The organism is Bradyrhizobium sp. CCBAU 51745 (genome assembly GCF_028128715.1).
Lineage (GTDB): Bacteria > Pseudomonadota > Alphaproteobacteria > Rhizobiales > Xanthobacteraceae > Bradyrhizobium > Bradyrhizobium manausense.
The window spans coordinates 36690-56228 of the sequence record NZ_LBJP01000068.1 but is presented as its reverse complement, the minus strand read 5'-3'; the positions used below and the strand labels follow the sequence as shown (position 1 = coordinate 56228).

The 19539-nt window shown below is 58.5% G+C and carries 14 protein-coding genes and 1 pseudogene; 12 read left to right on the top strand and 3 right to left on the bottom strand.

Features of this window, described 5'->3' with window-relative positions; genetic code table 11:
* Both XH98_RS16635 and XH98_RS16630 read left to right on the top strand, forming a co-directional pair.
* Positions 1 to 1872, top strand: coding sequence for an AMP-dependent synthetase/ligase (locus XH98_RS16635; RefSeq protein ID WP_271619281.1), 1872 nt, complete (start codon positions 1 to 3; stop codon positions 1870 to 1872).
* A gap of 141 nt (positions 1873 to 2013) precedes the next feature.
* A complete protein-coding gene (locus tag XH98_RS16630) occupies positions 2014 to 3246 on the top strand; it encodes an ABC transporter substrate-binding protein (RefSeq protein WP_271619280.1) in 1233 nt (410 codons plus the stop codon).
* A gap of 65 nt (positions 3247 to 3311) precedes the next feature.
* On the opposite strand, the gene XH98_RS16625 is transcribed toward XH98_RS16630, so the two are convergent.
* From XH98_RS16625 to XH98_RS16615, 3 genes and pseudogenes are all read right to left on the bottom strand, one after another.
* A complete protein-coding gene (locus XH98_RS16625) occupies positions 3312 to 3701 on the bottom strand; it encodes a helix-turn-helix domain-containing protein (protein WP_271619295.1) in 390 nt (129 codons plus the stop codon).
* A 141-nt stretch (positions 3702 to 3842) separates the two neighbouring features.
* Positions 3843 to 4046 (bottom strand): annotated as a pseudogene (locus tag XH98_RS16620) (AraC family ligand binding domain-containing protein); the annotation flags it as partial.
* A 1376-nt stretch (positions 4047 to 5422) separates the two neighbouring features.
* Positions 5423 to 5917 carry a MarR family winged helix-turn-helix transcriptional regulator gene (locus tag XH98_RS16615; protein ID WP_271619279.1) on the bottom strand — a complete coding sequence of 165 codons (495 nt, stop codon included), beginning with the start codon at positions 5915 to 5917 and terminating at the stop codon, positions 5423 to 5425.
* Positions 5918 to 6335: 418 nt separating this feature from the next.
* Here XH98_RS16615 and XH98_RS16610 point away from each other — a divergent pair, with 418 nt between their 5' ends.
* The 10 genes from XH98_RS16610 to XH98_RS16565 all read left to right on the top strand — a co-directional run bounded on the left by XH98_RS16610 (position 6336) and on the right by XH98_RS16565 (position 17891).
* Complete coding sequence (locus XH98_RS16610; RefSeq protein ID WP_271619278.1) at positions 6336 to 8594, top strand: xanthine dehydrogenase family protein molybdopterin-binding subunit; 2259 nt, start codon at positions 6336 to 6338, stop codon at positions 8592 to 8594.
* Between the two features lie 4 nt (positions 8595 to 8598).
* Positions 8599 to 9048 (top strand): CoxG family protein, encoded by a 450-nt coding sequence (locus tag XH98_RS16605; protein ID WP_271619277.1) that lies wholly within the window; start codon positions 8599 to 8601, stop codon positions 9046 to 9048.
* A 2-nt stretch (positions 9049 to 9050) separates the two neighbouring features.
* A complete protein-coding gene (locus XH98_RS16600; RefSeq protein ID WP_271619276.1) occupies positions 9051 to 9920 on the top strand; it encodes an FAD binding domain-containing protein in 870 nt (289 codons plus the stop codon).
* 1 nt (position 9921) lies between these two features.
* A complete protein-coding gene (locus XH98_RS16595) occupies positions 9922 to 10410 on the top strand; it encodes a (2Fe-2S)-binding protein (protein ID WP_271619275.1) in 489 nt (162 codons plus the stop codon).
* Positions 10411 to 10447: 37 nt separating this feature from the next.
* Positions 10448 to 11659, top strand: a complete 1212-nt coding sequence (locus XH98_RS16590) for an FAD-dependent monooxygenase (RefSeq protein ID WP_271619274.1) — start codon at positions 10448 to 10450, stop codon at positions 11657 to 11659.
* 30 nt (positions 11660 to 11689) lie between these two features.
* Complete coding sequence (locus XH98_RS16585; protein WP_271619273.1) at positions 11690 to 12406, top strand: isochorismatase family protein; 717 nt, start codon at positions 11690 to 11692, stop codon at positions 12404 to 12406.
* Positions 12403 to 13272, top strand: coding sequence for an alpha/beta fold hydrolase (locus XH98_RS16580; protein WP_271619272.1), 870 nt, complete (start codon positions 12403 to 12405; stop codon positions 13270 to 13272). Before XH98_RS16585 ends, XH98_RS16580 begins: the two co-directional genes overlap by 4 nt.
* 1 nt (position 13273) lies before the next feature.
* Positions 13274 to 14326 carry a leucyl aminopeptidase gene (locus XH98_RS16575; protein WP_271619271.1) on the top strand — a complete coding sequence of 351 codons (1053 nt, stop codon included), beginning with the start codon at positions 13274 to 13276 and terminating at the stop codon, positions 14324 to 14326.
* A gap of 166 nt (positions 14327 to 14492) precedes the next feature.
* Positions 14493 to 15845, top strand: coding sequence for an MFS transporter (locus XH98_RS16570; protein ID WP_271619270.1), 1353 nt, complete (start codon positions 14493 to 14495; stop codon positions 15843 to 15845).
* Between the two features lie 357 nt (positions 15846 to 16202).
* Positions 16203 to 17891, top strand: coding sequence for a methyl-accepting chemotaxis protein (locus XH98_RS16565; RefSeq protein ID WP_271619269.1), 1689 nt, complete (start codon positions 16203 to 16205; stop codon positions 17889 to 17891).
* Positions 17892 to 19539: the final 1648 nt, after the last annotated feature.

The window sequence follows — 19539 nt, the reverse complement described above, 5'->3', positions numbered from 1 at the left end:
ATGGATGTCGAAGACTTCACGTCGGGGGCTCAGTTCGTGGATGTGACCATTCCGCAGCTTCTGCGCGCTCGAAGAGCGGTACGGCCAAATGAGATTGCGTTCGCGCAAAAGCGCCGGGGCGAATGGACTGCGACAACCTGGAAGCAGTATTCAGACTTGGTAGCCAATTTGGCCGCGGCTTTGCAAAAAGCCGGATTCGGACAGGGTGACCGTGCAGCCATCATGGGAGACACGTCCCAGGAGTGGCTGCTTGCGGACATGGCGACGATCTGCGCCGGCGGAGTGATGGTCGGCGTCTATTTTACGTCATCGCCAGAAGAAGTGGGCTACTACCTCAGCGATTCCGGAGCCTCTTTTGTCTTTGTCGGGAGCGAACTTCAACTCGATATTGTCCGCGCCTCCGGCCTGGCCGACACGTTGAGGAAAATCATCGTGCTCGACCCCGAGTGGAAGAGGGTGGGCGGCTCCGCAAATGTTGTCCCGCTCGAGGAGTTCTTGAGAGGAATCGCGGTCGACGCTGATTTGTTCCTTGGGGAGCAGATTTCCAAGTTGAAGGCAAGCGATATCGCGAGCATTGGGTACACGTCCGGTACGACGGGGTTCCCGAAGGGTGCGATGCTAACCCACCTTTCGCTACTCGCTGGCGCGCATTCGGTGACAACCTTCAGTTCGAGTTTGCGTTACGATGCACATCGCGTCGTGGTGCATCTTCCGATGTCTCATACGGTTGCGCGCGCGCAGGCAACGACGTTGCCGTTGCTGATCCGGCTTGTGCCATACTTTGGGGAATCGAGCGCTGATTTCGCTCAAACGATCAAGGAAGTGAAGCCAACCTACTTTATGGCTCCGCCGAGGTTCTATCAGAGGTTTGCCACCCAGATCCTCAGCAAGGTTCATTCGGGGTCGGAGAAGCAGAAGCAAGACTACCAATTTGCAATGACGATCGCTCGCAAGGCGCTCGAAGACCGTCAGGCCGGCGGTGTGCCCAACCCGTTCATATCCGCCCTGTTCGGCGTCTGCCAGGAGCGGATTTTCCGTCCCTTGCTTGCCGAGGTTGGCTTTGAAGCTCTCACCGTCACCTATACGTCGTCGGCCGCGATGCCTTCCGAACTCATGTCTCTGTGGCAACTGTGGGGATTGCAGCTAAAGGAATGCTACGGGCAGACCGAGCTGGTTGGAGCGAACCTGGTCCAAATGGCTGAATGGCCGGAAGCGGGCACTGTAGGCGTCCCCGTGCATGATGCAGCGTGGGAAACAGCCGTTCTTGAAGACGGAGAAATGATCGTCAAAGGTCCCGGGCTCTTTGTCGGGTACTGGAATAAGCCAGAGGAAACGAAGTCGGCCCTCCGCGATGGCTGGCTCTATACCGGCGATATTGTGGAGATTGGGCCGACAGGCCTGTTCAAGCTCGTCGATCGAAAGAAGGAGATCATCAACACATCGAACGGCAAGTCGATCAGCCCCACGCAGATCGAGAATGAAATCCGGCACAGTCCCTTCATCTCTGAAGCGGCGGTGATCGGAGAAGGAAAGAGGTATCTGACGGCGTTGATCGAAGTAGATGCGACCGCGACGATGGAGTGGGCCAAATCGCGTGATCTTCGTATTGCGCACTATTCGGATCTGGCCGACTCAGAGATCGTCGTTCGGATGGTTGAAGGCGAAATTGCCAAAGCAAATGCGCGGCTGGCGAGAGCCGAGCAGGTCAAGGCCTTTCGAATACTTCCGGAGGAGCTCTCTCCAGAGAATGGGGTGATGACGCCAACGCGGAAAAAGCGCCGCAAGCAAATAGTGGAGCGGTACCGGTCACTGATCGACTCCCTCTATGACGACAGCGAGGAGAACCTGATCAAGACCGAGGTGGGAACATAATCTGATCCCTTTCCGCTTCGTGCGGTCATCAAGTTTGCCGGGCGCGTCTCGCAGCTGTGTTCGCCTTGCAACGCGCTGCCATTCATAAAGCTTCCCACCAAATCGCGCAATTTCCATGTAATCAACTGAAGGGGACTTCACATGAAGAATAGCATCGGAAACGGGTTTACTCGCCGGACTGTGATCGGCAGCGGGGTTGGCATCGCAGCGGGGCTTGTATCGTGGCCGGTCAGGGCGGTGGGCCAAGTCAAGGTTAAAATCGGTGCGATCATGCCCAGCAGCGGCGTGTTGGCGTTCCCCGGACAGGCTTGCGTGCGCGGCATTGATCTCGGCGCGAAGTTCGCCAGACAGAAGTACGACCTTGAGATTGAGGTCATTCACGCCGATACGCAGAGCCGACCGGAAAATGGCCGGATCGCTGCGGAGAACCTGATCGGCCAGGGTTGTTCGGTCCTCATCGGCGCCTGGGACTCGGGCGCGACCATCTCGGCGCTTCAGGCGTGCGAAGCAGCGAAGGTCCCTATGGTCGTCCATATCGCCAGTGCCACCCAGGTGACCTCGCAGGGCTTCACTCAGGTCTTCCGTTACTATCCCACGTCGCTGATGATCATTCGTCAGTCGCTGATCGATTTGAAAGCTCTGTTGCCAACCCTCAACGGTCCGCCAGCCAGCGCCGTCGTCCTCCACCTCAACAACGTGATGGGGCAGTCGAGCGCCACGAGCATAGCACAGGCCTGGAAGGAGGTCGATCTCCCGATCAAGCTCACCGAGTTCATTCCGTACGATGAAAAGGCCAAGGATCTCTCGGTCGAAGTTGCAAAAGCAAAAGCTACCGGCGCTGACATGCTTTTCCCGATCACCCGGGTCAACGACGCCATCATGGTCACACGAGAGTGTGTAAAGCAGGGATGGAGCCCAAAAATGATCTACTCGGCGAACTCGAACGGCGTTATCGACAAGGCATATTACGACGCGCTCGGCAAATTCGCTGACGGCGCGATGGCGTCGGCGCTCTACTACAATCCGAAGGCGCCTGATGCGCACAAAATTATCGAGATGTTCGCGGCCGACTACCCCAATGAATGGCTCGATGCAAATGCCGCATGTGCCTTCGAGGCCGTGCAGATCGCCAGTGACGCGGTAAAGCGTGCAGGCTCGTCGAAGTCGGGGGCAATTCACGACGCGCTCAAGCTGACGGAAATGCAGCCGGTCTTGATGTCGTCCGGGACGATCAAATTTGACTCAAGCGGCCAAAACGTGAATTCCGCCGTGGCTCTGCTTCAGGCGCAAAAAGGCAAACCGCGCGTGGTATCACCGAGGGCAATTGCGGAAGCAGACCTGGAATATCCGCTGGTGCCTTTCAGCTCTCGATAATGACCCGCGAGCCACCGCCCCGGTTCAATGCCGGGGCTGCGGTTCTATGCGTGCTATGTGAAGGGCTACTGGTTGCTGAAGCTCGACCGTTCGGCGAGGAAGCGGCGAGGGCTCTTTCCCATTGTCTTCTTGAACATAGTGATGAATGCGCTCGGCGTCTCATAGCCGAGATCGAGTGAAACGGCCTGCACCGACGCTCCGGCCGTTAAGCGTTGCAATGCGACCAAGATGTGAAGCCGCTGCCGCCAGCGTCCGAATGTCATTCCGGTTTCTTTCAAGACCAGGCGGGCGAAGGTCCGCACACTCATTGCATACCGAGCGGCGAGTTCATCGATAGTGCTGCGGTCACCGGGATCATTGAGCAGTGATGCCGCGAGATGTTGAAGTCGGCTGTCCGTGGAAATTGGCAAGTACATCTGTTCCGTGGACATCTGCACCAATTCGTCGAGCAGCACTCGACCGAGTCGGCTCGTCGGTCCTTCAACGGGATAAAGTGGCGGAAATACGGATAGCCGGTGTATCAACTCGCGAACGAGCGACGATATCGTGAATGTGCAGCAAGTGTTTGGAAGCATACTTGCCTGCGGATCGATGAAGACGAGGTAGACCTTTCCATTGTCTGATACGCAATTGCTATGCATGACCCCAGGGGGGATCCAAACGGCTCCTTGCGGAGGAACGATCCATAACCCACCGGGGGCGCGACACATGACTGATCCATGTGAGGCGACGACCAATTGTCCCTTTTTGTGCGAGTGTAACGGGAGTTCGTCATCATGTTCACCAGTCTCAATGCGCATCGAGACGATTGGGCGATCAAACTGATCCGGATCTATCGGGTCGTAATTGAGCCTAAGATCCGGCAAATTCATTCTGGCTAGGCTGTGATCCATTTCAGACACGGGTGATGTGCTCATTGAGTTCACTCGTTAATGGCTACGGTTCCATACATCCGGTGGCGCAAGTGGAGCTCGCTTCGGGAGCCTGCTGGCAACAATAGTCCTCCGGCAAATGATCGTCACGAAAAAGTAACGTAGTCGAAATGGAGGTCTAAGCCGTCGGCTCTGCCTTTTCCAGGCGCGACATGAGCCGGATGCGGGGCAGCCGTGCGGACGTGATCCAGCCAGCTGCGACAAAGTGTGCTTTCCGGATACCTTCTTGCCCACGCGCGCGCGACACGGCAGAGAATGCCAAAATCCGCAGCAGCTGGCTCGTCCGATCGCGTGTTCAGCCCGAAATTCCGGGAGTTTTCGGCGGGATATGCCACGACCCCCAATGGTACTAAGGAAAGAGTTCGAAGGAGCCTGACGATAGTGACCATTCGCGACGACGCGCCGATCAAGTCAGCCGGCGGACAATCGCTTGACCAGGGCGAAAACGAAACGGCCGGAGAGTCTCGAAGGAAGTCAAGGTACCTTTAAGCGTTCAAGAGGAGGAATTTGCCGCGGCATGTCGAGACTTCGTTCTGGAGAGAAAACCTGATCTGGCGGTGTCAATCGTCATTGTAGACAACCAGCTCAGGATTGCGGACGATCCGCATGTTCGGGTCGCATTTGTAGAACTCGGTCTTGCCAGATTGGTGCGAGTTCTACACCTCGCAATCGAAGGCAGGGCGATTGCACTCAAAAGAGCACCAAGGCTCCTGTTTGACCTGTCGAGCTTCAGAAGAAAGATACTCCGCGCGCTAAGTGGAGACGATCGAGGACAGCTCCTCGAGAAGTAGGCGCGATTGCTTCAGCGCGCAGTTTCAGAGAATAGACGTTCATCAACGCTACGCGGACCCGGCAGGCAGGATCGTCGGCGATTGGGACCTCTGAATTGCAAAAGTGGCTATGGCGGTGCGAGCATTGCGAGATCTAATCCGGGGGATGAAATGAGCTGTTCCGGGCCGTGCGGAGCCTGGTGATCGGGGCCTGCCAGGTCACGCGCGCGTGTTCTTTATGGTGTTGTCGAAATCGTACAACGCGTCAAATGTCGGAATTGGCGCTGAGAGGCGCCGGCTTCAGCACAAAATGCTGTATGATGTGTACAATAGTATTGCTGCTGGAGGTCGTTCGTTGGTTTTCTACGATCGAATTCCGCATTCGGCGTTGGCGAAAGATTTCCGATCTTTCGTTTTCCTCCCTCTACTCGGCCCGGCGCGATCGCCGGGCCCTTTTCTCGACTCCTGCGACATCTAGTGTCGCTCGAAGCCGGTCGATCCGCGTCGTATGATCTTCTTCAAGATTTCGGTGAGCGTTCGAAATTCATCTTGGGTCAGCGGAGCGAAGGTCTCGCCGGAAATCTCGCCAATAGTTTCAATCGCTGCGTCCGCTATCCGCCTTCCCTTCTCGGTCAAATCTATCTCGCGTCGCCGCGGATCCAGAGGGTCTTTGGAACTCTTGATGAGGCCGCGAGATTTCAGGCGATTGATAACACCGGTGATGGTCGCCGAGTCATAGTGAATTAGCCGTCCTAAGTGGTTTTGCGAGCAAGGACCTACCTCCTTCAATTTCGCTAGCGTCGAGAACTGGGGTCCCGTTAATTCTTCGATCATCTTGGCGGCAAAGATGGACGTGTGAGTACGGAGCGCAACTCGCAATAAGAAGCCCGGTGCGTCATCCAGCCGGTATGAATCTATAGCTTCTTTCACTTTTCCCGCCGGGCGCGGCTTTGTTTTGGGTTGCACCACTTTTTGCTTCCTTGCCGTAAGTTGCCTCTGTTCAAGAAATACAGGCTTTTAGCTCCGAAGGTCTTCGGTGCCGGCCGATTGTCTACATTTCCTGACCTGGGAAATCCATCTTTGTTCGACTTCGCCCTGTTTAATGCGATTTGCTTCGTTGAGTGCCCCGGCAGTGACCGCCTTCGTTGCGTCCTTCGTTGGCATTTGGAAATCCGCTCCGCCTAAGAGGCAAACCCATTCTCGCATGCGCTGAGCTAGACCGATTCGCTCGGCTTGCCTCGGATCGAGGGAAGAAATCACCTCATGCTTGTAGACGAGTGTAGTGCTTGCATACGAGTGATAAATATCGTAGTGTCCTGAGATTGCTCCCGGGGCCTTGGCTTCTCGCCTTATGGAGTGCCGCACCAAAGTACTGTTGGATTTGCGTATGTCGGCGATTGACAACATGAGTTCCGTTCGACCTGACCTGATTGAAAAGGTCACGGGACGCGCTGAGTACGTCACCGACCTTACGGTTCCGGGGATGCTGCACGGGTTTGTGGTTCGCTCGCCAGCCATTCATGCCCGCATCGTTTCGATCGATTCGAGTGCCGCGCGGTCGATGGACGGCGTTGTGGACGTGCTGCTCGGCGAAGACGTCGCTTCGTTCGGTCGCTGGGGCGTTGTGCTTAAAGACCGGCCGATCATTGCGACCGACCGCGTGCGATATGTGGGCGAACCCGTCGCCGTGGTGATCGCGGAGACAATCGAGATCGCGGAAAACGCCGCAGAACTAGTCGATGTCGAATACGACGAGCTTCCCCGCGCAACGACCATCCAGGAAGCCCTGGCGGAAGATGCGCCGCTCATCCACGAGCGCCACGAAAACCTCGAAGACTTTTATTTCAGGGGTGGGGCACGGCCGACCGAGAACAGCAACATTTTTCATACTTACCGGAGCAACGTCGGGGACGTCGACGCTGCGGAGGCGGCCGCGGCCTTCATCCACGAAGACCATTTCACCTTTCCGGCCATCTCTCACTTCGCAATGGAGCCGCATGCGGTAATTGCCAATTTCCGGGGCGATTCCCTCACTGTCTGGGCGGGCGCGCAAACGCCGAGCGCTGTTCAGAAGGTGCTCTCGCGGCTCTTCGGGCTGCAGTTGGCCAAGGTCCGGGTGATCGTTCCGTTCGTCGGTGGAGGGTTTGGCGGCAAGGCCTCGGTCAAGATCGAGCCTTTGGTTGCCGCTGCTTCGTGGAAGGTGCAACGCCCGGTCCGCGTTGCCCAATCCATAGCTGAATCGATGCTCACGTGCCGAAGGTTGGGCGCCGACATAACGATTCGAACCGCCGTTGACGCTGAGGGACGGATTCTCGCCAACAGCGCCAAAGTGCTGCTCGATGGCGGGGCATATTCCGACACAGGCTCGGCCGTCGCCACTAAAGCGGCGAATCGCATCATGGGCCCCTACGCGGTGCCCAATCTGCGTCTTGAGGCCTGCGCGGTCTACACGAACACGGTTCCAGGTGCAGCATTCCGCTCGATCGGGGGGCCGCAAGCTGTTTGGGCCAAGGAATCGCACATGGATAATGTCGCGGCGGCAATCGGCATGGATTCAGCGGAGTTTCGGTTGCTGAACCTGGCGTCCCGCGGTGAACGCATCCGGCCCGATTTGCGGGCGCTCGACATGGATATGAGGGAGCTAATGGGCCGGGTGACCCGGTCATTTGCATCGCAGGTGCCAGCGTCCAACCGGGAGGCGCGCGGACTGGCAGTCGCCGCAACCGATCCGGCCAATACGCCGATCAGCAACGCGATTGTACGTCTTAAGATCGACGGGTCGATCCTCGTTTCGGTCTCCAGCATCGAAGTCGGTCAGGGGGCGCACGCGACCATGGGGCGGATCGCAGCGCAGGTCTTGAAGCAGCCGACCTCGGCCGTAACCGTCTTGCGCACCGATACCGCCGTGGCCCCTTACGATTGGGGTACAGGCGCAAGCCGATCAACCGTTGTCGTCGGGTTGTCCGTCGAGAATGCAGCGCTCGACGCAGCCGATCAGATCCTCGACATGGTTGCGGATGTTTGGGAGCTTCCCCGGGACGACCTGTCGCTTGTTGAGGGGGGCGTCTCTACTGGATCAGAGGTTCTCACTTTCCATCAGATTTTTCACCGCACGTTGGGCGTCGACTCGGGAGAGGTCATCGGCCGCGGTGCGATTACGCCGCGCTCGAAGAAGGGCGCCCTGGTTGAGTCCCCTCTGTTCTGGGAGACTTCCGCGGGCCTCGCTGAAATCGTTGTCGATGAAGACACCGGCGAAATCCAAGTCCCCCGATATGCCAGCGCCGCTGACGTCGGCCGCGTGATCAATCGCGTCGCGGCGGAAGGCCAGGACGAGGGGGCTGCCATCATGGGCCTCGGACACGCACTTTATGAAGTGCTGGAATTCGAGGATGGCCAGCCCATCAATGCGACGCCGATCGACTACTCGATACCGCGCATCTCTGACGTTCCCCCTGTGTTTGTCACCATCCTTGTTGAAAACGGCGATGGTCCTGGTCCAGACGGCGCCAAGGGAATGGGCGAGGGTGCGATCCTTCCGGTCGCGCCAGCCATCGCTAATGCGCTGTTCTCCACCTACGGCATTCGGATCAACGACCTACCAATGACGCCCGAAAAAGTATGGCGCGCCCTGCAGAAGAGGAACTGAATTCATGGAATTCAATATGTCGATGGTGGTGCCAGCGACGCCGGCGGAGCTTTGGAGCACGCTGCTCGATGTTCCTCGCATTTCGGGTTGCATACCAGGGTGCGAAAACGTCGAGGAAATCGAGCGGCTTGCAACTTACAAAGCGACCGTCAAACAGAAGATCGGCCCGTTCAAGGTCGAGGTCCCGGCCGACATCATCGTTGAGTCGATAACGGAGCCGTCTCACGTCCGCACGCGCGCCACGGGCCGCGACAAGATCACCGGGACGAGGCTGGCAGTAGTTCTCGACGTGACCGTGACGCCGGAAGGGGCGGGGTCCACATTCGCTGTGGACGCGAAGGTCGACGTGCAAGGTCGCCTCGCGACTATGGGGTTCGGCGTCATCAAGCGTCGCGTCGATCAGAACTTCGAAGAGTTCGAGAAGCGGCTCAAAGAAATGTTGGGCGCGGTCTGATCATGTTGCCTCCACCCTTCGAATTCGAGAGGCCTTCGACGATCGCCGACGCCGTGCGTGCGGTCGGAGACCCCGGTGACGGCGTGTTCTACTCCGGCGGAACCGAACTGCTGCTGGCGATGAAGATGCGCGTCATCCATACGGACCGACTTATCGACATCAAGGGACTCCCCGGACTTGATCGCATTGCTCTGAACGATGCGAATGAGATCGAAATCGGTGCGCGCTGTACGCACAACAAGATCGCCAGCGATCCCGTTATTCGCGAGCATGTGCCGGCGCTGTCCTCGCTCTGTGCGAACGTCGCGAACGTCAGGGTCCGCAGCGTTGGAACAATAGGAGGCAATCTGTGCTTCGGAGAGCCCCACGCCGATCCGCCGACCATGCTCGGGGCTTTGGACGCACGGCTGGTGCTTAATGGCCCCAGCGGCACGCGTATCGTTCACGCTGACGATTTCATCCGGAGCGAGCTGGAAACGGTGCGCGAACCGGACGAATTGCTGACGGTGATTACGCTTCCGCGTCCGACCGGACCTGTGGTCTATCGGCGCTTTAAGCACGGTGAGAGGCCCTCGGTAAATGTAGCGATGGCCTGGTCGCTGGGCGTCGGCGGAAGGACGATCAGAAGCGCCCGCGTGCGGGTCGGAGCGCTCGGTCCGCGACCTCAGCCCTTGAAGGCCGTCGAAGACGCACTCCAGGGCATATCCGTCACCGAAGTCCGCGTGGCTATCGAGGCGGCGCTGCCGACCGCTCTGGATGAGCTTGAAGTCAACGAGGATCGGCATGGCGGCGCCGACTATAAGCGCCACCTTGCGGCCGTCTTGCTGCTGCGAAACGCCGAAGAGGCGATCGCTGTAGGCGGGAGCACCTGAAATGACACACGTGTTGCCGATTGCATTCTCGTTGAACGGTTTGGCGATCGCGGTCGACGTTCCAGCCCATACGCTTTTGATCGACCTTGTCCGGGATCGCCTTGGCTTAAAGGGAACCAAGCGGTCTTGTGACATGGAGGTGTGCGGCGCGTGCACCGTTCTGCTCGACGGTGAGCCGATTTCGAGTTGCACCACACTCGCCGTCGATGTCGATCAGCGCGAGGTCACGACCATCGAGGGCGTAACGCCGCCCAACGGCCTGTCAGCGATCCAGAAGGCTTTTGTGCTTCACGGGGGCCTTCAGTGCGGCTTCTGCACGCCAGGCTTCATCATGGCGGTCACAGCGTTGTTGAAGGCAACGCCGCACCCGACCGACGAACAAATCCGTCACTACCTGCACGGCAACCTCTGCCGTTGCACCGGATACACCAAGATCTTCGAGGCCGTAAGGAGCCTTGCCGTCGAGCAAATCTCCGAGGATTCCGCCTAACCGTTGCAAGACAGCGATATTATCGTTTGGAGATGTCATGAGCATTGAACAGGTCAATAAATCAAGCGTCCTCATCGCCGGCGCCGGCATTGGCGGCTTGGCGATGGCGCTATCGCTGCTTCGTCGCGGCATCGATTGTGACGTATTTGAACAAGCGTCCGAGTTGCGCGAAGTGGGAGCGGGTCTTTGGATTTCCATGAACGGCGTGCGCGTTCTTCGGGATCTCGGCCTCAACGAACAGGTCGAGCAGAACTGCATCGCGGCCGAACGACGCTCGATCCGGCTCTGGAACACCGGTGATAGGTGGCCCCTCTACAATCGCAGCTCCGACGCGGCGCGCAACCAGCCCTATTTGTTGCTGCGTGCTCACCTGCTGAAGATCCTCGTTGACGGCGTGCGGCAGTTGAAGCCGGGCGCCATTCATCTGAACGCCCACGTTGTCGGGTTCCATCAAAACGACGAAGCGGTTCGGGCCAAGCTCGCTGACGGCTCCGAAGTCGAAGGGCGCGCCCTGATCGGCGCGGACGGTGCTCATTCAAAGGTCCGTCTTGGCCTGATCGGCAGCATCGAGAGCCAGTACACGAAAGCCATTGCCTGGCGTGGTCTCGTGCCGGTCGACCGCCTTTCGCCGCATCAGCGCGAACCCGAGGTGGCGACCTGGATCGGGCCCACCGCCCACGTCACGGCCTATCCGGTGCGCTGGCAGAACACGGTCATGATGACCTTTTCGGGTCAGGTAGACCATAACGACTGGCTGCTCGAATCCTGGTCGGAAAAGGGCTCAGTCGAGGAATGCCTGAAGGACTTCGAGGGCTGGCATCCAGACATCATCGAGCTGGTCCAAAATGTGGATACCCTGAACAAGTGGGGCCTATTCGTGCGGCCGTCCCTGGCTACGTGGTCGAAGGGACGCATCACCCTGCTCGGCGATGCCTGCCATTCAATGCTGCCGTACCTCGGGCAGGGTGTGAACATGGCCCTGGAGGATGCATCCGTCCTCGCCCGCTGCTTCGAGCAGGATCCCGATGACATCGCGGCGGCTTTCAAGACGTATCAGGGCCTGCGGCTCGATCGCACCAACAAGGTTGTGAAGTCCGCGGCTGGCATGCTGCCGATCTTCCATAATCAGGCGCTGTGCAGGCCCGAGACGGCGGGTGACTACATCAAGACCCAGTGGACGCCGAAAGCAACGGCTGCGCGATACGATTGGATCTACCAGTACGATGCGACCACCGTACCGCTTCACTGACATGCTCATTTTGACCGCTGGGGCGCAATAGTGATTGGGACCAAGCAACCCTGGGACGATGTGATATCGCTGGACGAGCGCGAGACCTATGCCCTCGCCGGGCTGGGTGGCGCGGCGGGATTCGGCAAACGACCGGCATTGCTGGTCATCGACGTGCAGTATCGTTCGGTCGGCAACCGGCCGATGCCGATCCGCGAAGCGATCAAGCAATACCCTACCAGCTGCGGTGAGGCCGGCTGGCATGCCATAGCATACATCGCCGAATTGGTGCGGCTGTTTCGCGAGAAGAAGTGGCCGGTTATTTTTCCGCATGTCGCGCGAAAGGTGGGCCAGGACCAGGGCGCATTCTCCGCGAAGATCCCGGGTATCATGCGGATTCCGTCCGAGGGCTACGAGTTTGTCCGCGAGGTGGCTCCGGAGCCCGGCGAGTTGCTCCTGCCGAAGACTCAGGCAAGCGCATTCTTCGGCACTCCGCTTGCGACGTATCTGATCGGTGCCGGGGTCGACTCCCTGGTGGTGACCGGCTGCACGACCAGCGGCTGCGTGCGGGCTTCGGTCGTGGATGCGTGCGCGTTGAACTTCAAATCGATTGTGCCAAGCGACGCGGTCTACGACCGCTCACCCACGTCCCACGCCGTCAACCTGTTCGATATCGCCAGCAAATACGCGGACGTCATGCCGACGCAAGCCGCTATCGAGCGGCTTCACGCGCTATCGGATGACCAGACAGAGGATCAGAGAACGTGAGCGGCGTCGCGGCATCCGGATTGCTTTACGGTGGGCATGTGCGTGCCAACGGAATTCGGCAGCATTATCTGCGGTTCGGCGGGTCCGGGCCAGCGGTCATCATTGTCCCCGGCATCTCGACGACTGCGGCGCAATGGGCCTTCATCGCAGAGCGTCTGTGCTCCGGACACGACGTTTTTGTGCTCGATGTCCGTGGTCGCGGCCTTTCCGAAAGCGGCCCGCATCTCGACTACTCGCTCGACGCATGCGCATCCGACCTCATCGGGTTCGCTGAGGCGCTCCGAATGGGCTCCTATACGCTGCTGGGTCACTCGATGGGTGGCCGCATCGGGATCCGCGCCGCGCGTTGGCGGCCATCATCCATGGACCAATTGATACTGGTTGACCCGCCAGTTTCCGGCCCTGGACGCCGCGCCTATCCTATTCCGGTCGAACCGCTTCTCCAATTGCTGCAAAGCGCGAAGCGCGGAGAAGCCGACGCGGCGCTACGGAGCCCCACTGCTCCGTGGTTGCCCGAGCAGCACATCCGCACCCGGGCCGAGTGGATGCATACCTGCGACGAGCGAGCGCTCATCGAGAGTTACAAGGGGTTTCATCACGATGATATTCATCGCGACCTCGCCCATCTCAGCGTTCCGACCGCATTGATCGTTGCGGGACGGGGAGGGGTCATTCGGCCGGAAGATGAGGAAGAATTTCGCAGATTGCTGCCGTCGATCGCGACCAGGACGCTGGAAAGCGCGGGTCACCAAATGCAAATCGACGATACCGAGGGGTTCCTTTCAATCGTTGAAGAGCTTCTAGCGCGACCGCGCGATCGGTTCGACCGTCGCGTGGCTGCGTTCGGCAAACAGGAGGTCAGTTAAGATGTCCCGACAAATCGTTGATGTTGAAATGCTCGAGCTCTTCAAGGCCGAACTGACGCTCTGCAAGGTGAAGAAGGACGAAGTCGTTGCCGTCCTGAGCGGTGGCGAGGATCAGCAGGAATACGCTCAGGCTTTCATGCTGGCCGCGCGGAGCCTGGGTGCAACGACCTTTCATCTGAATGTGCCGAAGTACGGCCAGGGCAAGGTCGCGGGGTTGCAGGGCCGGCATGCGCTCACGGGCAACCAGCCGGCGATCGATACGCTCAAGCGCGTGGATATGGTGATCGATCTCCTCGGCCTGCTTTTCTCTCGTGAGCAAGCCGACATTCAGGAAGCTGGCACACGCATCTTGCGCGTGATGGAGCCATTGCACATCCTCAAGAAGATGTTCCCGACTGAAGATCTGCGTCGACGAACCGAGCTCTCTCGAACGCTTCTCCAGTCAGCCAGCAAAATGCGGATCACGTCGCCGGGCGGAACGGACGTAACTTATGGCCTGAAGCAATACCCGGTCATTTCCGAATACGGATACACGGATGAGCCCGGACGCTGGGATCACTTCCCGTCAGGCTTTGCCTTCACTCAGGCGACCGACGGCGAGGTTAACGGCACGGTGGTGCTGATGCCAGGTGACATCCTCTGCGCATTCAAGCGTTATATCCAGTCGCCGGTCACGTTGACCGTAAAGGACGGTTACATCGTCGATCTCAAGGGCGAGGGGGCCGACGCGCTCCTCATAAAAAACTATATCGACAGTTTCGGCGATCCGCGCGGTTGGGCGATCTCTCACATCGGCTGGGGATCGAACGAGCGTGCCACCTGGCACCACATCGCGGCCTCCCAGGAGCTCACGTCGGAGCACATCATGAATGCGCTTTCCTTCTACGGGAACGTCCTGTTCTCGACGGGCCCGAACACGGAGCTCGGCGGCACGAATGACACGCCATGTCATCTGGACATCCCGCTTCGTGGCTGCAGCCTATGGCTTGACGATATCCACATTCTCGACAAGGGCGAGTTTGCTTATCCAGAGTTGAGGGCGCCGGGTCGCTAGCCCGCGCGCTTCAGATACGCAATCCGGAGTCGCGATACAGCTCCGCATGATGCTGGGGGCGCGTTCGAGCCCCCCAACAATGCCGAAGTCGCAGTCCGACTTCCAAAGACGCGACAAGCGTCTCGGCACCTCTATGGACTTCTATTCCCAACAGGAAACGCGTCACATGTCGGCAGCTATCTCGAATTCGGAAGACTACACCGCTGGGCAACGGTATTCGATTATGATCTCAGCGATGCTGGGTTACATACTCGATTTCTATGACGTGCTGATATTTCCGTTCCTCTTGCCCGCGATTCAGCGATCGATGTCGCTATCGCTGGCCGAGGTCGGCTCGCTGCAGGCTCTGACATTGTTCGGGTCAGCCATTGGCGGAGCGGTATTCGGCGTTATCGGTGACCGACTTGGCCGAAAGACATCGCTTCAACTCACAATCGCATTGTTTTCTGTTGCCGCGATCATTTCGGCGTTCGCATGGAATTACTGGTCACTTGCCGTGCTGCGGTTGATCACCGGCATCGGACTTGGCGGCGAGTACGGCGTTGGCATGGTGCTCTTCAACGAGGCCTGGAAAAAAGGCAGCCGTGGGTTGGGCGCGGCCGCGCTTCAAGGTTGTGCCGTGATCGCGTCGTCCACGGCTTCGATCGTTGGCATCTGGCTGATCGCGACGTTCAGCGACGAGTGGAGCTGGCGCATCGGTCTGCTGAGCGGCGGCGTACCCATTCTGCTTATCATCTTCATTCGCTTCTTCATGCCTGAATCCAAGATCTGGCTGGAGTATGAGGCGAACCGCAAGGTCGGTCGGGTCGCGGCGGAAGCCCGCACGCTTCCTCTTGCCGATCTCTTCCGTAATGGCTTGGCCCGGCAGACCGTCGTCGCTTTCGTATGGCTGATGAGCTATATGCTCTGCTACTACAGCGTCGTCTCTTTTATCCCAACACTGCTGCTGCGGGACATGCACACGCCGGGTGATATTGTTCGCACGACGGCTGTTCTGCTCTCCGTTGTCAGCGGCATTAGTTACCTCGCGAACGGCTTTTTCAACGACAGGGCTGGCCGCCGCTTCGGAGCCCTCGTGCCGGCGCTGTTTTGGGTCGGGTCTTTGGTTGGTATGGCCGCTTGGGGCAGCCAACTCTACGCCGGTTCGAAGACCGAATGGCCGATGTTCTGGCTTTACATCGGGTTTGGCATTGGAAACGTGGCGCTGGGGGTGACTGGCGTGTGGATCTCGGAACTTTATCCCGTCAACCTGCGTGCGACGGCGGTATCTACCTTCTACATGGGAGGTCGCGGGCTCGGCAGCATAGCCCCCGTGATTGTGCCTCTAGCGGCCGCTCACTTCGGCGGAAGCTTGCTCTACGGCATGGTTGCGGTCGCCCTTCCTGCCGCCACAGTCTTCATTGCCGCATCTCTTCTGCTTCCAGAGACCCTCGGTCGTGATTTATCCGCTAAGGGTTTTAAAGTCGGCACGGAAGGGGAAGCAACCACGATGGAGACTGCTTCTGTGTCAAGCGGTTGATGCCGGTGTTGGGACGCTTGTCCGGCGAGATGAGGGCTCTCGAGACGTTCATCTCGTCCATGCATGCGCGCCGGAAGCAGCTGGGACTTCGTCATCCGATTTGGTCAAAGATGCTTGCCAGACTCTCTGACATGGACGTCCAGACCCTACCGTAATGTTGATTGTCGATGCTCAAGCGTTCGACCGCGATTGTCAGGCATTATCTGGCATCAGCGTTGGACGCGGCGAGCCGCGGGCCCGCCGGCACGCAAGTGTTTTCCCATTTGGCCGGCTGTAACGAAACCTAAACCGATCACTTGTACACGAGCAGTGACCATTTGCGCCCTGCCTGGCCTTAATTGCGATTGGAGACGTTCCTTGAAACTGCTCAATAACCTACCGATCACTCCCAAGATCAGTATTCTGGTTGCGGTCTCGATGCTGGGCCTCTCATTTGCCGGACTGCTTGCGGGCTATTTGATGCAGAAGGAAATGATCAATTCGCGTGTCGAGCAGACCCGCGCCATCGTCGATATCGCCAAGAACGTTGCGTTGAGCTTGCAGAAGCAAGTTGACGCGGGCCAACTCACCAAAGAGGCCGCAATTGCAGAATTCTCACGTCGTGCTCAGACGATGACGTATGACAGGGGTGCGGGGTATATTTTTGCAAATACGATGGATGGTGTCGCGGTAGCCTCTCAGGATCCGAAGACAATCGGGGTCAATCGTCTCGACGGTAAGACAAACGGTCGTGCGCTGATCCGCGAATTGCGCGACGGCGTCGCAGCGAACGGCGACGTTGTGTTGCGTTACGAGTTCATGAGGCCTGGCGAAAAGGAGCCAATCAGGAAGCTGTCCTACGCGGTAGGCATTCCTGGATGGGACATATTTGTCGGTTCCGGCGCGTATCTGGACGATCTTGATGCCAAGCTACAACCGATCATGTGGTCGCTTGGTGCTGCTATCATCGTAATCGGACTGGTCTCGGGTGTCATCGCCTGGTTCCTCGGCCGCAGCATCACTAAACCATTGGCCGCGCTAGGCGCTTGCATGACGCAACTCGCTAGCGGCGATCTCGAACAAGACATTCCAGGTGTGGGGCGGAACGACGAGATTGGCGCAATGGCCGCTACCGTCCAGGTGTTCAAGAACAACGCAATTCGTATTCGGAGGCTTGAGCAAGTCGGGGCCGAAGCTCAACGGCGCGCTGCGGATGAGCGCCGTGCCACACTAGATAGCATTGCGAACGATTTTGAGCAAAGCGTAGATGGCATTGTTCGTGCGGTAGCCACCTCAGCCGCCGACATGCAGGGGACAGCCGATGTGATGACGATGACCGCCAGCGATGCCAGCATGCGCGCGTCTACTGTCGAGGCTGCGTCAGAGAAAGCGTCTGGGAACGTTGAAATGGTAGCCGCCGCCGCCGAAGAATTATCTGCGTCGGTAGGGGAGATATCGCAACAGGTGTTGCAGTCAACTGAGGTCGCACGCCAAGCTGTTAGTGACGCAGAGCGCACAAACGACACGGTGCTGGTCCTATCCAGTGCAGCTGAAAAGATAGGTGAAGTCGTCCAGATGATCCATGGTATCGCCACACAGACCAATCTTCTGGCACTCAACGCCACTATCGAAGCGGCACGTGCGGGCGATGCGGGACGCGGATTTGCTGTCGTGGCAGCCGAGGTCAAAGCGCTCGCCAATCAGACAGCAAAAGCAACGGAGGACATCTCCGCGCAAGTTGAAACTATGCAAGCAACGACAAGCGATGCAGTTCTCACCATCAACGGAATTGCGCAAACGATCGCTAAGATGAATGCTATCACCCTAAGCATTTCCTCTGCGGTCGAGGAGCAGAGTGCCGCGACCAGGGAAATTGCGCGCAACATCCAGTCCGTCGCCGGGAGCTCTAGCGAAATCAGAGGCCATATAGGTAGCGTCAGCAGCGCAGCGGCCGCCACCGGCACGGCGGCTGCCGAAGTTCTCACGAACGCACGTGGACTGGAGAACCAGTCGGATATGCTACGTGTCGCGGTAGACCAATTTCTGACCAAAATGCGGGCCGCCTGATCGGGGCCTTTTGCAGCGGCACATCACTTGTGAAAAGGGGCGGTGCGCCGTCTGGTCTTCTCTCTGGCTTCGCTGGCAGCGGAAGAGCCGAGCGGCTTGGTGTCTCAGTTTCGGCGACGCGAGCGCGCGGCTCGTCCCTGACGGTATTTGAAGTTACGCCTAACCGGTCCGGGATTGACAAGTCACGGCCACGCCGGCAGCGCTGATCAGTCGATTGACCTCGATAGGTGGCGGTAACGACAGTATCTCGAGCGGCGCAAATTTTCCTGTGAATTCAAGACCAGAAAGTTGCGGCGGGTATACTGTCGGCATTTGTCCGTCAGATCCGGAAAATTTTGCTTGCAGATCAACGACGAGCCGTCGTTCGAAATGATAGAGTGGGAGTAGTGCTGCAGGCAGCTATCGCGTAGCTTGGCGTAGGCTTGGGAATGTCTATCGCCGCAAAGAGACTGCGTTCAAAGGATCATGAGACCAGCTTAGCCTTTTTGGAGCGGCAATCCACACCGCTCTGAACAGGGGAGTGCAGCAGCGCAATTGCGACGACCTAATACGCGTCTGTCACGCTTCATAACCTCCCAGCCATCGAGCGCCTCAGCTCGAACGATGGCGTCGACAGCGAGAGAACCCCGACATTTCTCGGATTAAAGAGAGCTTTGAAAGCGTCACCGGCCTGCCGAGAACGGTCGGTGCCTCGTTGCGATCTTCTCGATCGCGAGGAAATTCCCGTCGGCGCAGGTGAAACTCAGATAGGCCTTCGCAACTTCCGTGGCGGGGACGAATGTGCTTCAGTCGTAGGGTCCCCCGGTTCAGAGAGGACTTCCTTGCATCGCGCGACAAAAGCAACGAGGTATCCGCCGATTTCTTTGCCGAGCGCGGGCGTTGGTTCAACGTCCTGCAGGCTCATATTGAGCGCGTAGACTGGCCCGTCGTCTAGCGCGATCGGCGTAGCGACGGCGAGCACGCCGGGCTGCCAGGAGACCGCACAATAGCCATCACGCCTGACGGAGCGGATTGATGTCTGCACCTCCGCGATTAGCGCGCAGCGGCGCCGGAAAGGGCCTGGCATCACTTCGGAAATCTTGGCCGCGCCTCCGCGCCACGCGGCAGCACACGACAGCACTGCCCTATTCGGATAGAGAGCCACCGCGCCCGGATCGACATGGCCGGCTGAAGTGGCGGACGGCGGTTGGACTGCTGGACGTTCTGCTCGACCTCACGCACGCGGGCGCGAAGCTTTTCCAAATCGGAGATGGTTGGAAGAAAGGATCATCATGTCACTTCGCGTAACCCTGTGATCGGAGCCAAGCGATCCGACGCTCCCCGTTCATCCAATCGTCAATTTCGGCCTTGCTTGTGAAGCCCGTGATTTCTCGGGGTTCTACGCCGGGGTACTCGGCAACAATAGTCCAGTCGCCCTCTGCCTTGCGGAATGGTTTGAAGCTTACTTTTGTTTTTGCCATGCCGGATTATGCAGGAAAGCGCGCGAAAAGGGAAATTTAGAGAAGCATTTCAAGCAATTTTGTCACCAGCCAACGCCGGCGGTTATGGTTCTGTCGTGCCGACGAGGAGCATTTTACAACTCGAGCGCCCGAGGGTCGCTTCCGCATTAGTCAGGAGGGGTTCAACTACGGAGCAAATACACCAATCG